A 13865-nucleotide genomic window follows, 5' to 3' on the forward strand; every position below is an offset into this window, starting at 1 on the left:
CGCGCCCACATTCCTAACTTCAAGTGTTGGGCACACAATCCAGACTTCACCCGTCAGTCCCAAGGAGCTCTGGATGCACAAGACGTGGATGCGAGGACTTGGATTGGTTGCGGCGGTGGTGATGATGGCCTGTGGCGGTCCCGTGGAAGAGGCCCCCGTGGGCGAAACGGGCAGCGCCGAGCAGGAGCTGCGCATGTGTGATTTGCAGGGACGCTGCGCCGTCAACGAGGTCTGCGTGGGCGGCCCCGGCGGCACCTGCTACCCGTGCAACCGCTACCCGCAGTACTGCGACATCATCATCGAGCCGTAGGTCGAAGGTGAGACACGGGGCGCCCGGCCATCCATCCGGCCGGGGGCCTCCCGTCCCGCCGGGTGGCACGCCCTGGCGCCGTGCGCACCTCCACGGGATGCAGACCACCATCCTCTCCCGTCCCCTTGAAATGCCGTGGCGGACCGCCGCCCTCTCCAGCGCCGCGGTGCTCACGGCCTCCAACGTGGCCGCGCTCGTGGCCAGCCTCCGGCTCGCCCCCCTGCTGCGTCACCGGCTGAGGCCGCGCCCCCGGGCCCTGCCCGCACTCGCCGTGGGCGCCACCGCGCTGGGCGCGCTCGCCATCGGGGCGCTCAGCATCGGCACCCTGGCCATCCGCGCGCTGACCATCGGCAAGCTGCGGGGTGATGACTGGCAGGTGGACTCACTCCGCGTGGGCTCACTGCAGGTCGTGGAGACGATTGGCCCCACCGGTCTTTCCGAGAGCACCGTGTCTTGACTTCGGCTGTTTTTGAAGTTGCCTCGCAAGATTGAAAGGCCAACACACGGCTGGTAGAGGGGGGGCATGACCCGCGCCGCCTCGCTGCTGCTGTTCCTCCTGCTCGCCCTGCCAGTGTCGTCCCGCGCGGACGACGGCGCTTCGGAGGAACGTACGTGGCACCGGCTCATCGGCATCCTCCAGTACCTGGAGGCGGACTATCCGCTGGCCATCGAGTCGCAGTCCGCGTTCGAGCTGGCGGAGCAGAAGAGCTTCGCGGCGGAGGCGGTGGACGCGGCGCGTGGGCTGGGGCCCGCCGCGGCGGCCTTCCTGCCGCGCGTGCAGGACATCCAGGCCCGCGTGGACAAGGGCGAGGACCCCGCGGGCGTCAGCCGCGACTGCGGTGAGCTGGTGGAGAACCTCGTCACGGCCGGAGGTCTGGCCCGCAGCCCGCGCCGTCCGCCGGACCTGGCGCTGGGCCAGTCGCTGTTCGCCACCAACTGCGCCGCGTGCCATGGCGCGGACGGCAGCGCGAACGTGGCCATCGCCGCCAACATGGAGCCGGCCCCCGCCAACTTCCAGGACGCGGAGCTGATGGAGGGCCTCACGCCGTACAAGGCCTTCAACACCACCAGCTTCGGCGTGCCGGGCACCGCCATGCCGGCCTACCCCACCCTGTCCGAGGACGAGCGCTGGTCGCTGGCCTTCTACGTCTTCACCCTGCGCCTGCCCGAGTGCGAGGGCGCGCCGCCGCGCGTCTCGCTGGAGCGGCTGGCCAACGCCACCGACGCGGACCTGGTGAAGGCGTTCGGCCAGGAGAACCTGGCGTGCCTGCGCCGGAAGATGCTGGAAGCGGACGAGGAGCGCTCGCTGCTCGCCGCCCGGGAGAACGTGCAGGAGGCCATGCGCCTGGGCGCCGCGGGCGACGTCGCGGGCGCGAAGGCGGCGCTGCTGGACGGCTACCTCAACGGCGTGGAGCCGGTGGAGCCCAAGCTCAGCGCGCGCGACGCCTCGCTGACGCTGAAAATCGAGCAGGGCTTCCTCAAGGCCCGCATGGCGGCCGAGCGCGGCAGCCCCCACCTCCAGGACGAGGGCCGGGAGCTGCTGGCGCTGCTGGACCAGGCCCGGCGCGACTCGGGCAACACCGCGAGTCTGCTGTCCACCCTGTGGCTGACGCTGCTCATCCTGCTGCGCGAGGGCTTCGAGGCCACCATCATCGTCGCGGCGCTGCTGGCCGCGCTGCGGAAGATGAAGGCCACCGAGCACGCCCGCGTGGTGCACTTCGGATGGATTTCCGCGCTCGTCGTCGGCGCGCTGGCCTACGTGCTCGGCCGGCACCTGCTGGCCGGCGCCCAGCGCGAGTGGATGGAGGGCATCGCCGCGCTCGTGGCGGTGGCCATGCTGCTGTACGCGGCGCTGTGGCTCAACGCCCGCTCCAACATCAGCCAGTTCATGGGCGAGCTGCGCGAGAAGATGCAGGGCGCGCTGGGCCGCGGCAGCATGCTGGGCCTGTTCCTCATCGCGTTCACCGCGGTGCTGCGTGAGAGCTTCGAGACGGCCATCTTCCTCCAGGGCCTCGCGCTGGATTCGCCGGAGGGCGTGGCCTGGGGCGCGCTCCTGGGCGCGGTGGCCATGGTGGTGCTGGTCCTCTTCATCAACCGGCTGGGCTACCGCCTGCCGATGAAGACGCTCTTCAACGCGTCCACCGTCATCCTGGTCCTCACCGCGGTGATGCTGCTGGGCAAGGGCCTGCACTCGCTGCAGGAGGTCGGCGCGCTGCCGCTGTCCCCCCTGCCCTTCCCGTTCATCACCGTGGACATGCTGGGCATCCATCCGGACGCCTGCTCGCTCGTTCCCCAGGTCCTCCTGGGCGGCATTCCGCTCGCCCTCGTGCTACTGCGCCGCAAGGGGCGTGCCCAGCCCGTCTCCCAGGCCTCCGCGGGTTAGGGCGACGCGCGCCCGTCGTTGCGATAGCGTGTCCCAGGTGAAGGTTTCGCGAGCGCGCTCCATCGGGTTGGCCGTCCTGCTCCTCTCGGGCCAGGGCTCCGCCTGGGCCCAGGAGGCTCCCGCCGCGTCAGAGCCCGCCAGGGCGCCCGCGCCCGAGCTGACGCCGCCGCCCCTGATTCCCGCGCAGGACGACTGGGACGCCCCGACCTTTCGCGACGGTGACGCCCCGCCGGGTCAGGAGACGGAGGGCACCCACTCCGTCAGCGAGCAGGCCCTGCCCGACAAGGGACGGGCCCGCCCCGCGGACCCCGTGCCGCGCGTGGCGGTGGAGTTCGTGGCCGGCGCCGGTGGCGGCATCGTCGCGGGCACCGTGGGCCTCGTCACCGGGTTCCTCGTGGGAGCGTCCACGGTGGGCTGCGACGAGTGCGGCATCGTCGCGGGTGTCGGTGGCCTCAGCGGCCTGGTGGTGGGCATCCCCGCGGGCACCTGGCTGGGCGGCAAGCTCATGGGCGGCCAGGGCACCTTCCTCGCCACCGCCGGCGGCAGCCTCGTGGGCTGGGGCGGCGCGCTGCTGGGCTCCGCGCTGCTGGGCATCGGCGATCAGGACCAGGGCGGCGCCGTGTTCCTGATGCTCCTCCCCGTGGTGGGCGCCGTGGCGGGCTACGAGCTCTCATCGCCCGCGGAGGAGCGCCCCGCGCCCCCCCGCAGGACCGCGGCGCACTCGTTCCAGGTCGTCCCCATCGCGGGGATGGGCGAGCGCGGGCCTCGCCTGGGCCTCGCGGGCCGCTTCTGAGACGAGGGCCCCCGGGGGCCTCGGCGCCCCTCGGGAGCTCGCTGTCCGGAAATGTCGGGACATTTGCGCGACACAAAACCCCCGACATTTCCAAACAGCAAGCCGTGGGACCGGCTCCGGCCCCCCTGTGACGCCACTGTGAGGCGAGCGGCCTCCCTCGGGGGCGTCACCGTGAAGCGAGCGGCTCGCCCCGGGACGTCACCGCAGTGCGAGGGGCCCGCCCTGAGATGTCACCGCAGCGCGAGGGGCCTGGCTCCGGGACGGCACCCTGGCGCTGGCGTGAGGGACCCACCACGGGACGTCACAGTGGCGCACAGGCTCTCGGGGCGGCGGCGGTCCGTTCAGCATGAAACCCGCCACGGAGGTGATGGCATCCGCGCGCAAGCCGTGCTCTCACTATGCGCTCCCGGCGCCCATGCACTCGCTCGCGAACAGCTCCCTCCTCCTTTCGCTCCTCCTGCCCTGCCTGGCGCTCGCGCAGCCCACGGATGACGCGCCACGGATGCAGGAACTCGACGGCGCCCCGCCGCAGCGGCCCGAGGCCCCCAGCGCGCGGCGCCCACGCGCACGGCCGCGCCTCTCCGAATGAGCGCGCCCCACGACGAGCCGTTTCCGCTGGGCGCGCGCCTCGTGGGCGAGTCGGTGGGCGGCGCGCTGATTGGCGCCACTGGCCTCGCGGTGGCCTTCCTCGGCGGCGTGCTGGTGACGGACCAGGTGTCATGTGGCTACAGCGAGTGCCGGAAGGGCCGCAGCGTCAGCCTCCTCAGCGCCTCGATTGGGATGGGGCTCGGCGCGGCGTCCGGGGTGTACCTGGGCGGCTCGCTGATGGACGCGCGAGGCGGCCTCCTGCCCACGCTGCTGGGCGGGCTCGCGGGAACGGCCGCGCCCCTGGCGCTGGTGGCGCTGTCGGACGGCGACGTGTCGTGGGGTGCCCTCACGGCCACCTTCGCGGTGCCCGTGGCGACGTCCATCCTCGCCTTCGAGCTGTCCCACGGCGCCGACCAGAGGCGCCGCCAGGAGGAGCACCCGGTGATGGTGCCCACGGTGAGCCTGGCCCCGGGAGGCGGGGCGCTGGGGCTCACCGGCCGCTTCTAAACCGCCTCGACGAATCCCCTAAACCCCGGAACGGTTGTTCCAATGAAGGGGGTGGTGGTGATGGGGCAGCAGCCATTCAGGCTGACGCCCGAGCAGATGGAGGAGCGGCGATTGTTCGCCGCTTCACTGCTGAAATCGGGCTGGCGCCCAGTCGACGTAGCGGACGAGTGCGGTGTCACCCGGGGGGCGGTGTCTCAATGGTGCAAAGCCCTCGCACAGGGCGGTGTCAGGAAGCTGCGGCGCAAGCCGCATCAGGGGCGTCCCTCGCAGCTGAGCCCCTCGCAGTGGAAGCAAGTGGCCCGAGCGCTCAATGCCGGCGCTGTCAGGGCCGGCTTTCCCACGGAGCGGTGGACCCTTCCACGCATCGCACATCTCATCGAGCACCGCTGGGGCGTGCGGTACCACCCACGCTCCCTGACGAGGCCGCTGCATCGGCTCGGGTTCTCCGCGCACCGCCCTCGTTCCCAGGCCAGCGAGCGGGATGATGCGCTCATCGAAGCTTGGGTGCGAAGAGATTGGCCTCGAATAAAAAGGGGGCTCGAAGAAGCGGGAGGACAATTGCCTTCTTGGATGAGACGGGTCACACGTTTCGGGCCCGCCTGGGCACCACCTGGGCGCCGGTGGGACAAGTCCGAGTCCTCAAGCGTCTGAGCAGGCGCCGAGAGATTTCCAGCGTCGTGCTCCTGACGGCGCCGCGGGGGCGTGAACGCCCCAAGGTGTTCGCCCGCCACTTCGTCGGCGCTGTCCACGACAAGGAAGTCATCGCCGCATTGAGGTACTTCCATCGGCGCCTCGGACGTCCGCTCGTCATCATCTGGGACCGCCTTCAGGCGCACCGTTCCAAGGCGGTCAGGGCCTGGCTGCAACGCCACTCGAAGGACGTCCTCGTCGAGTGGCTGCCCCCGTACGCTCCTGACCTCAACCCAGAGGAGGGCTGCAATGGCGTGGTGAAGGAGGCATTGCTCAACGCAACGCCCCCTGCCATTTCGGACCTCATGCGCCTGGCGCGAAGGGAATTTCGGGCCCTACAGCATCGTCCCGACGTCCTTCGCTCCTTCTTCGAGCACGCTGGGCTGGATGTTTAGCGGACTCGTCGAGGCGGTTTAGACGCGGAAGTACTGAAGCGACTCCTCGCGCACGCGCCCTTCCTCCACCAGCTTCTCCAGGGTGGCCAGCGCGCTGCGCTCCGCGATGGGGTGCAACAGCGGCGGCGTGTCCGCGTAGGCCAGGGACACCACCTGCGCCAGCGTGGCGCCGCTGGGGGGCACCGACTGGAGGATGAGCGCCTCCCGCGCCGCGCGGTGGTCCAGGTACTCCTGGAGCTTCGCGGGCCCGTCTGGAATCGGCGAGCCGTGCGCCGGGTACAGCGTGCTCACGGGCCAGTCCCTCAGGCGCGCGAGCTGCGTCAGGTAGTCGCGCATGTGGCCCTCCGGCGGGTCGATGACGATGGTCCCCACGCCGGCCACCATGTCGCCGACGACGGCCGCGCGGCTGCGCTCGTCCACGAGGCACACGTGTCCCTGGGCATGTCCCGGCGTGTGCAGCACGCGCCAGCGCTGCGGCACCGCGCCCGCAAGCTCCAGCACGTCCCCGTCCTCCAGCAGCCGCTCCACCGGGAAGTCCAACCGGTCCGCCGTGCGCGCATGGCACCACAGGGGAATGCCCAGCCGCTCCGTCACCGCGCGCGCGCCGCCCACGTGGTCACCGTGGTGATGGGTGAGCACCACGGCCACCGGCCGCAGCCCCTCCGCCTTCAGCCCCGACACCAGCGACAGCAGCTTCGCGTACTGCTTCACGTCCGCCGCGCCCGGGTCGACGATGAGCAGCTCGCCGTTGCCCAGCACGTACGCGTTGGTGTGCGCGGCGGGCGGCAGCGTGGGCGTCTCCAGCGCCACCACGCGCACACCCTGCTGGAACTCGATGCGCTGGGACACGTAGCCCGGGCAGAACGGAGGCGTCGCCAGGCGCGCGCGCGCGTCGGCCTCGTCCGTGAAGGTCTCCAGCACCTGGAAGGCATGCACCGCGGGCGGGTGCAGCAGCGCCGAGCCATCCCCCCAGCGCGCCAGCGCGTCCGACGGCCTCACCCAGGCGCCTTCGGCCAGCTCCCCGGGCCACCACTCCGCCTGCGCGAACGCCGGCATCTCCACCAGGTAGAAGCGCGTGTCGAAGCGCACGGGCAGCGACGGCGGCGTCACCCACCGGCCCGCGGCCTGGAAGTCCTCCGCGTCCAGCGACAGCCCCTCATCCTTCAGCAAGGCGCCCCACCCGAGCGTCCCCGCCAGGAGCGCCTCGCGCAGCGCCGCCACCTTCACGGCGGACAGCGCCTGCGCGCCGCGGGCCACCAGCACGCCCGTCTCCTCGAAGAGCTCGCGCGCCGCGGCCGAGCGCAGCGCCGCCTCCTCTCCGCTGGCGCCCGCCACCGGGACGTCCGCGTCGGCCGCGTCCAGCTTCCCGCCAGGGAAGGCATAGAAGCCCCCCGCGAAGCGGAGCGCCTTGCCCCGCTTCACCCAGAAGACCTCCACGCCGTCCCCCGCGCGCCGGTACAGCAGCGCCACGGAAGAAGGCCGGGCCTCCACCGGGCTGTGGGTCAGGTCCAGGCCCAGGCCCAGACCGGGGAGACGCTCACTCATGATTCCACCGCCTGGCCGAGGACCCGGCCCATCAAGTCGTGCGCCCTGTCCGCCTGGTCCGGCCGGACATAGAGCCGGACGAGCCGCACCGCGCCACTGTAGCGTTGATACAGCGGCGTGTAGCGCGCCACCTCCGTCAGCCGGCCGGTGGAGGCGTCGATGATGTACAGGCTCGGCCCCCGGCCGGACGGCCCGGAGGTGTACTTGCTGAGCACGTTCTGGGACTCGACGACGTAGTGGTCGAACTTGTGGGACACCAGCGCGCTGCGCAGCACGTCCAAGTCGTAGCCCGTGTCCCGCTCGGTGAACTGCGCCAGCAGCTTGTAGCCCTGCCGCCGGCTGATGCGCTGGGCCCACGGGTTCTTGGAGCGGCGCAGCGTGTACCAGAGCGCCGAGTCGTCACAGAGCAGGAACTCCTCCGGGTCCGCGGGAATCTCGAACTCGCCGGGCGACTCCTCGTAGTAGCGCCGCAGCATGTAGTCGAAGTTCACCGACGTGTGGTGCAGGTAGACCGACACGAACATGTGGTAGCGGCTGAGGAGGAAGTCCTCGAAGGCGAAGGCCGCCGCTCGGCTGAGCGCGAGGTACGCGCACCCGTCCTTCAACGCGGGGTTGAGGTTGCTGACAATCCAATCCATGTCGTACCGGCCGTAGTTGACCCCTGTATAGAAGGAGTCGCGCAGCAGGTAGTCCATGCGGTCCGCGTCCAGCTCACCGGAGACGATGGCGCGCAGCAGCGGCGTCCAGTCCACGCCCTGGTGGGTGAAGCCCGGGTCCTTCGGCGGCTTCGCCCCCGTCACCAGCGCCACCGCCGCCATGGGCGTAATCCCCAGGTCGCCGAAGTGCTTCTCGATGATGGGCGTCAGGGAGCTGTCGAGCAGGATCTTCGCGGTATAGTCCTCGTGCGTGGCCAGCTCCCCCTCGGCCGTGCCGTCCAGCCAGGATGGCAGGCGCAGGAGCGAGCGCTTCGGGGCGATGCGCTCCGAGGCATGGGACAGGGGCATGTGCCCCAGGTCATGGCAGAGCACCGCCAGCCGCACCGCCGCGCAGAAGCGCTCCCGCACGTCCTCCGGCAGCGACGAGCGCGCGGCCACCGCGCCGAACACCCGCGAGGCGACATGCATGGCGCCCAGGGAGTGGATGTGCCGCGTGTGCGTGGCCCCCGGAAAGGCCAGGTCCCCGAAGCCGAGCTGCCGGACATAGCGCAGCCGCTGGTAGTGGCGGCTGTCGATGACGGCCTTCTCGGGGTCGCTGACCGGGATGGTGCCGTGGATGGGGTCACGGATGCGCATGATTCCCTTTCCATACTCCTGGATACCCCCTCGGGACGTCATCAAACGTACCGCGAACCTCTCCGGGGGGCAGCCGGCCTCACGTGCGGACTGTGATGGAGGCAGGGGACGTGGTAACCCTCCGCCACCACCGAATGCACATCATCCTGCTGCACAACCGCGACCACGACCTCCTCGAGGACGACCCTGGGCGGGAGGCCCGGGAGGATGTGGTCCGCGTCGTCTCCTCGCTGGCGGACGCCCTCAACCAGGGCGACACCCTGGCCGAGCCGCTCGCCATCGAAGGGGACCGGCTCGACTTCGTGGACACGCTGCGCCGGCGCCAGCCGGACCTGGTCGTCAACCTCTGCGAGTCCCTGGCGGCCGACAGCCGCGGGGAGATGGCGGTGCCCTGCCTGCTGGACGCGCTGGGGCTGGCCTATACGGGCTCGTCCGCGCTGTCCCTGGGCCTGGCCCTGCACAAGCCCAAGGCGAAGGAGGTCCTCACCGCGCGCGGCGTGTCCACCCCGCCCTTCCGCGTGGTGGAGCGCCTGGAGGACGCGCTGGCGGTGGACCTGCCCTGGCCCCTCATCGTCAAGCCCGCGCGCGAGGACGCCAGCATGGGCGTGACGTCGGAGTCCGTGGTGCACGAGCGCGCCGCCCTGGTCCGCGCCTGTGACGCGGTGCTCCGCGAGTTCCATCAGCCCGCCCTGGTGGAGCAGTTCATCCCCGGGCGTGAAATCTATGTGCCGCTGCTCGGCAACCAGCCGCGCCGGGCGCTGCCCCTGACGGAAATCGTCTTCGGCCGTACGTTCGAGGACAGACCCAACATCGTCTCCTACAACGCGAAGTGGGAGGCGGCGTCGGCGGAGTACCGGGACACCACCAGCGGATTGTGCCGGCTGGACGCGAACCTGGAGTCCCGTTGCGTGCAGGTTGCGCTGGAAGCCTTTGCAGCACTGGACTGTCAGGACTATGGACGGGTCGACCTCCGGGTGTCTCCGGAGGGCGTGCCCTACGTCATCGACATCAACCCCAACTGTGACCTCCACCCGAGCGCGGGGTTCGCCAAGGCCGCCCTGGCCGCCGGCATGGACTACCCGGCCCTGGCGTCCCGGCTCGTGGAGGTCGCGCTCGAGAGAGCACATGGACATCCGTCCCATCGAAGAAAAGGACCGGGCGCCGATCGCCGCGCTGATTCGAAAGATCGAAACCTTCTCGCCGCAGGAGGTTGAGGTCGCCACCGACCTGGCGAACACCACGCTCACGCCGGGCAACACGGACTACGCCATCATCGTCGCGGACCGGGACGGCGAGCTGGTGGGCTACATCTGCTACGGCCCCACGCCGATGACGGAGGACACCTACGACTTGTATTGGATTGCGTCCTCACCGGAAGTTCGCGGCCAGGGCGTAGGCGCGGCGCTGGTGTCCGCCATGGAGGGTGACTTGCGCCGCCGCAACGGGCGCCTCATCCGCGTGGAGACGAGCGCCACCGAGGCCTACGGCCCCACGCGCGGCTTCTATGCCTCCATGAAGTACGGCGAGGAGGCCCGCATCCGGGATTTCTACAAGGTGGGGGACGACCTCATCATCCTCACCAAGCGGCTGTAGTCCGCGCTCCGCCGGGCCGGGCGGGTGAAGACAAGAGCCCCTTCCCTCGTTAGAAGGGGCACGATGACTCGCACGCACCGACCGACCTTGCTGCCCCTCGTGTCCCTGTGCGCCCTGCTGGTGGGCGCACCGTCCGCGCTCGCGAGGGCGCCCGCCCCCGCGGCCAGGGCCACCGCCGCGCGGGCCGCCGTCTCGGACGTGGTGAAGGCCGCCCGTCCCAAGGGCGGCGAGTACTTCGGCCTCTACCTCATGGACAAGAAGGTCGGCTGGCTCTTCACCGACCTGGAGCTGCTGCCGGGGGAGCCCGCGCGGGTGAAGACGACCAACCAGCTCGTCTTCAAGGCCATGGTGGGCTCGCGCGTGTCGGAGCGCATGCACCACGAGGAGCGCTTCTACGAAGCGAAGCCCGGCGGAAAGCTGCTCTCCTTCGTGGTGAAGCAGACGGGGGACGGCGGCACGCAGACGCTGGAGGGCACCGCCACCGCGGACGGCTTCCAGGTGGTGCGCAAGCGGCCGAACCTCGCCGACGAGACGCTGCCCAGGCTGCCCCCCGCGAAGGAGCGCGTGGAGGACGCGGACCCGCCGCGCGTGGCGCTGCTGCGCAAGGCGAAGGTGACGGGCACCTCGCTGGACGGAATGGACCTGGAGTCCTACGGCATCACCACCACCGTGCAGCCCGAGGAGCAGCGGGTCATCAACGGCGTGAAGGTGAAGCTGGGCAAGGCCGTCACCGTCTCCGAGAAGGAGAAGGTCCCCGTCACCTCCTACGTCACCCAGCGCGGGGAGATGGTGCTGGTGGACTACGGCACGACGATGCAGGCCCGGAAGGAGACGGAAGCCATCGCGAAGCGGCTGGACCTGGTGGAGGTGTTCGGCCTCACCCGCGTGGTGCTCCCCAAGCCGCTGCCGGACTCCGCGCGCACGGTGCCCGGCCACGTCACCCTGGTGGTGAAGGGCCTGCCGGCGAAGTTCCAGGAGCAGACGTACCGGCAGCGGTTCAAGCCCCTGCCGGACGGCAGCGTGGAGGTGACGCTGTCCGCCGCCGCGCCCAGGACGCGCAAGCCCCTGCCGCTGAAGGACCCGGAGGGCGGGGAGAACCTCAAGTCCACCCTGATGGTGGAGAGCGACGCGCCCGCCATCCGCGCGCTGGCGAAGCAGCTCGTGGGGACGGAGAAGGACGCGTACCGCATCGCCCAGAAGGTGAACGCCTGGGTGTACGCCAACCTGGAGAAGGACTACGGCGCCAGCGCGGACCGGGCCACCGACGTGCTGCGCCAGAAGAAGGGCGACTGCACGGAGCACTCGCTGTTGTCGGTGGCGCTGCTGCGCGCGGCGGGGGTGCCCGCCCGGCGCGTGGACGGCGTCATCTACATGGTGAACCAGGACGGCGTGCCCGCCTACTACTGGCACGAATGGGTGGAGGCCTTCGTGGGCGAGTGGACCCAGTTGGACCCCACCTTCAACCAGCCGGTGGCGGACGCCACGCACTTCGCCTTCGGCAAGGAAGGCAACGCCGAAATCACGCCGCTCATCGGCGCGCTGAAGGTGACGGCCGTCAAGTGAGGCCGTCCCCACCGGCCCCTGTCTTCAGGGGCCGGTGAGCGCCGCCAGCCGCTGGGCCAGCACGTCCGGCTCGGTGACGGGCAGCTCGCAGACGAAGCCCCGGCACAGGTAGGCGGCGGCGCGGCCCTTCACCGGCTCCCGGCCCTCGAAGGTGGCCTGCAGCAGCGCGGGCACCGGCTGCCCCGGCGCCTTCCACGACAAGGCCACGGTGGGCGCGAAGGCGTGGTCCACGGCGGCGCACAGCGGCGCCACGTCGTCGGAGGCGCCCGCCACGGTGACGGCCGCCGCGCCCTCCAGCAGCGCGTCCGCGGCCAGCCCCAGGTAGCCATAGCCCATGGCGTTGCGCACCAGCCCCTCGCGCATCCGCGCCACGTAGCGCTCCGGCAGCTCCAGGTGCTGCTTGTCCCCGGTGAGCGCCGCCAGCTCCACCTGCGCCTCCGTCATCGTGGACGCGCCGGACGGGGAGGCGTTGTCGAAGAGGCCATACGTCGCCACCACCAGGTCCTTCTGTCCCCGGGGCGCCGTGAGGTACGCCGCCTTCTCCGCGTCCCAGAAGAGCGCCACGGCCCTGCGCACCAGCGCGTCCGCCGCCTCCAGGTACTTCACGTCGAAGGTGGCCTGGTAGAGCGCGGTGAGGCCCGAGGCCAGGTCGCCGTAGTCCTCCAGGAAGCCGTCGATGCGCGCCTGCCCTTCCTGGTACGAGCGCGCCAGCCGCGTGCCGTCCCACGCCTTCGCCAGCACGAAGTCCGCGGCCTCCGCCGCCCAGGTCGCCCATTCGGGCCGCTCGAAGACGCGCGCGGCCAGCGCGAGCCCGCGAATCATCAGCCCGTTCCACCCCGACAGCAGCTTGTCGTCCCGGCCCGGCTTCACCCGCCGCTCCCGCGCCTCGAAGAGCGTCTGGCGCGCGGCGGCCAGCTCGCGCGCCACCGCGTCCTCGGACAGCCCGCGCTCGCGCGCCAGCTCCGCCACCGGCACCACCACCTCCAGCACCGTGGCGCCGTGCTCGAAGTTGCCCTCGGGCTTGATGCCGAAGTGGCGCAGCACCAGCTCCGCCTGGGCCTCCGGCAGCGCCGCGCGGACCTCCTCCGGACGCCAGACGAAGAACTTCCCCTCCTCGCCCTCGCTGTCCGCGTCCTGCGCCGCGTAGAAGCCGCCGCCCGCGTCGGTCATCTCGCGGCGCACGTACGCCACCGTCTCCTCCACCACCTTGCGCCACAGCGGACGCGGCTCCACCTGCTGCGCCTGCGCGTAGAGGTGCAGGAGCTGCGCGTTGTCGTAGAGCATCTTCTCGAAGTGGGGCACCCGCCAGCGCGCGTCCACCGAGTACCGGTGGAAGCCGCCGCCCAACTGGTCATAGATGCCGCCCAGCGCCATGCGCTCCAGCGTCAGGAACACCGCGTCCTTCAGGGGCGCGCCGCCGCCACGACGCCACGCCCGCAGCATCAGCGCGAAGTTCATCGGGTTGGGGAACTTGGGCGCGCCGCCAAAGCCACCGTGCGCCGGGTCCACCTGCTTCGCCATCCCCTGCCCCATGGCCACCACGTCCGCGGCCGTCAGCGCGGACGGCGCGGCGTCCAGGCCGTAGGTGGCCAGCTCCCCGAGCCCCTCCTCGAACTGCGCCGCCTGCCGCTGCACCTCGTCCTGCTTGTTCTCCCACGCGTCCCGCAGCGCGCCGAGCAGCCGCGGGAAGCCAGGGCGGCCATAGCGGTCCTGCGGCGGGAAGTAGGTGCCGCCGTAGAAGGGCTTCAAGTCGGGCGTGAGGAACACCGTGAGCGGCCAGCCGCCGCCCTGCCCCATGAGCTGCACCACGCCTTGATAAATCTGGTCCAGGTCCGGCCGCTCCTCGCGGTCCACCTTGATGTTGATGAAGCCCTCGTTCATCAGCCGGGCCGTCTCCGGCGACTCGAACGATTCGTGCGCCATGACGTGGCACCAGTGGCACGCCGAGTAGCCCACGGAGAGCAGGATGGGCTTGTTCTCCGCCTTCGCCCGCGCGAGCGCTTCCTCCCCCCAGGGGAACCAGTCCACGGGGTTGTGCGCGTGTTGACGCAGGTACGGTGAGGGCTCTCGGGCCAGCCGGTTGGAAGTGTCAGGTGACGCGGGGGGCGTGGCCATTGGCGGCTCCAGGAAAGGACCTGCGGTCGAGATACGAACCCGCGTGAAGGGGGGCAAGCCGAAAGCACGGGAGGGACGCTGGTCAACAGAG

The 13865-nt window shown here is 71.0% G+C and carries 13 protein-coding genes; 10 read left to right on the forward strand and 3 right to left on the reverse strand.

The annotated features are described in order from the left end of the window. Positions 1-73 precede the first annotated feature (73 nt). From MYMAC_RS28875 to MYMAC_RS28905, 7 genes are all read left to right on the forward strand, one after another. Positions 74-310 (forward strand): hypothetical protein, encoded by a 237-nt coding sequence (locus tag MYMAC_RS28875; RefSeq protein WP_043710424.1) that lies wholly within the window; start codon positions 74-76, stop codon positions 308-310. Between the two features lie 97 nt (positions 311-407). Continuing rightward, entirely contained in the window at positions 408-767 is a 360-nt protein-coding gene (locus tag MYMAC_RS28880; protein ID WP_095960408.1) for a hypothetical protein, read from the forward strand. A 66-nt stretch (positions 768-833) separates the two neighbouring features. Next, on the forward strand, positions 834-2693 hold the full coding sequence (locus tag MYMAC_RS28885; RefSeq protein ID WP_095960409.1) for a cytochrome c/FTR1 family iron permease: 1860 nt from the start codon (positions 834-836) through the stop codon (positions 2691-2693). A 37-nt stretch (positions 2694-2730) separates the two neighbouring features. Further along, entirely contained in the window at positions 2731-3486 is a 756-nt protein-coding gene (locus tag MYMAC_RS28890; protein ID WP_239989067.1) for a GlsB/YeaQ/YmgE family stress response membrane protein, read from the forward strand. Positions 3487-4071: 585 nt separating this feature from the next. After that, positions 4072-4581 (forward strand): hypothetical protein, encoded by a 510-nt coding sequence (locus MYMAC_RS28895; protein WP_239989068.1) that lies wholly within the window; start codon positions 4072-4074, stop codon positions 4579-4581. Positions 4582-4677: 96 nt separating this feature from the next. Beyond that, the gene (locus MYMAC_RS28900; protein WP_239989625.1) at positions 4678-5232 is read left to right on the forward strand and encodes an IS630 family transposase; all 555 of its coding nucleotides are present in this window, start codon (positions 4678-4680) and stop codon (positions 5230-5232) included. Then, positions 5148-5666 carry a transposase gene (locus tag MYMAC_RS28905; protein ID WP_157757504.1) on the forward strand — a complete coding sequence of 173 codons (519 nt, stop codon included), beginning with the start codon at positions 5148-5150 and terminating at the stop codon, positions 5664-5666. Before MYMAC_RS28900 ends, MYMAC_RS28905 begins: the two co-directional genes overlap by 85 nt. A gap of 18 nt (positions 5667-5684) precedes the next feature. Here MYMAC_RS28905 and MYMAC_RS28910 read toward each other — a convergent pair whose 3' ends face one another. Continuing rightward, entirely contained in the window at positions 5685-7211 is a 1527-nt protein-coding gene (locus MYMAC_RS28910) for an MBL fold metallo-hydrolase (protein WP_095960411.1), read from the reverse strand. Further along, positions 7208-8503 carry an HD domain-containing protein gene (locus MYMAC_RS28915; protein WP_013938354.1) on the reverse strand — a complete coding sequence of 432 codons (1296 nt, stop codon included), beginning with the start codon at positions 8501-8503 and terminating at the stop codon, positions 7208-7210. The genes MYMAC_RS28910 and MYMAC_RS28915 overlap by 4 nt, the downstream gene beginning before the upstream one ends. A 134-nt stretch (positions 8504-8637) precedes the next feature. Here MYMAC_RS28915 and MYMAC_RS28920 point away from each other — a divergent pair, with 134 nt between their 5' ends. The 3 genes from MYMAC_RS28920 (at position 8638) to MYMAC_RS28930 (ending at position 11659) form a co-directional block, all read left to right on the forward strand. Beyond that, entirely contained in the window at positions 8638-9717 is a 1080-nt protein-coding gene (locus tag MYMAC_RS28920) for an ATP-grasp domain-containing protein (RefSeq protein WP_095960412.1), read from the forward strand. Then, positions 9629-10096, forward strand: a complete 468-nt coding sequence (locus tag MYMAC_RS28925; RefSeq protein ID WP_013938352.1) for a GNAT family N-acetyltransferase — start codon at positions 9629-9631, stop codon at positions 10094-10096. The genes MYMAC_RS28920 and MYMAC_RS28925 overlap by 89 nt, the downstream gene beginning before the upstream one ends. 63 nt (positions 10097-10159) lie before the next feature. Further along, positions 10160-11659, forward strand: a complete 1500-nt coding sequence (locus tag MYMAC_RS28930; RefSeq protein ID WP_204817000.1) for a transglutaminase-like domain-containing protein — start codon at positions 10160-10162, stop codon at positions 11657-11659. 24 nt (positions 11660-11683) lie between these two features. Here MYMAC_RS28930 and MYMAC_RS28935 read toward each other — a convergent pair whose 3' ends face one another. After that, positions 11684-13774 (reverse strand): thioredoxin domain-containing protein, encoded by a 2091-nt coding sequence (locus MYMAC_RS28935; RefSeq protein ID WP_095960414.1) that lies wholly within the window; start codon positions 13772-13774, stop codon positions 11684-11686. Positions 13775-13865: the final 91 nt, after the last annotated feature.

Source organism: Corallococcus macrosporus DSM 14697, from assembly GCF_002305895.1.
In the GTDB taxonomy this organism is placed as follows: Bacteria; Myxococcota; Myxococcia; order Myxococcales; family Myxococcaceae; genus Myxococcus; species Myxococcus macrosporus.

Coding starts and splice junctions, on each gene's coding strand:
- MYMAC_RS28885 (WP_095960409.1), top strand. CDS start 834: ATGACCCGCGCCGCCTCGCTGCTGCTGTTCCTCCTGCTCGCCCTGCCA.
- MYMAC_RS28900 (WP_239989625.1), top strand. CDS start 4,678: ATGGAGGAGCGGCGATTGTTCGCCGCTTCACTGCTGAAATCGGGCTGG.
- MYMAC_RS28875 (WP_043710424.1), top strand. CDS start 74: ATGCACAAGACGTGGATGCGAGGACTTGGATTGGTTGCGGCGGTGGTG.
- MYMAC_RS28910 (WP_095960411.1), bottom strand. CDS start 7,211: ATGAGTGAGCGTCTCCCCGGTCTGGGCCTGGGCCTGGACCTGACCCAC.
- MYMAC_RS28930 (WP_204817000.1), top strand. CDS start 10,160: ATGACTCGCACGCACCGACCGACCTTGCTGCCCCTCGTGTCCCTGTGC.
- MYMAC_RS28915 (WP_013938354.1), bottom strand. CDS start 8,503: ATGCGCATCCGTGACCCCATCCACGGCACCATCCCGGTCAGCGACCCC.
- MYMAC_RS28925 (WP_013938352.1), top strand. CDS start 9,629: ATGGACATCCGTCCCATCGAAGAAAAGGACCGGGCGCCGATCGCCGCG.
- MYMAC_RS28920 (WP_095960412.1), top strand. CDS start 8,638: ATGCACATCATCCTGCTGCACAACCGCGACCACGACCTCCTCGAGGAC.
- MYMAC_RS28895 (WP_239989068.1), top strand. CDS start 4,072: ATGAGCGCGCCCCACGACGAGCCGTTTCCGCTGGGCGCGCGCCTCGTG.
- MYMAC_RS28935 (WP_095960414.1), bottom strand. CDS start 13,774: ATGGCCACGCCCCCCGCGTCACCTGACACTTCCAACCGGCTGGCCCGA.
- MYMAC_RS28880 (WP_095960408.1), top strand. CDS start 408: ATGCAGACCACCATCCTCTCCCGTCCCCTTGAAATGCCGTGGCGGACC.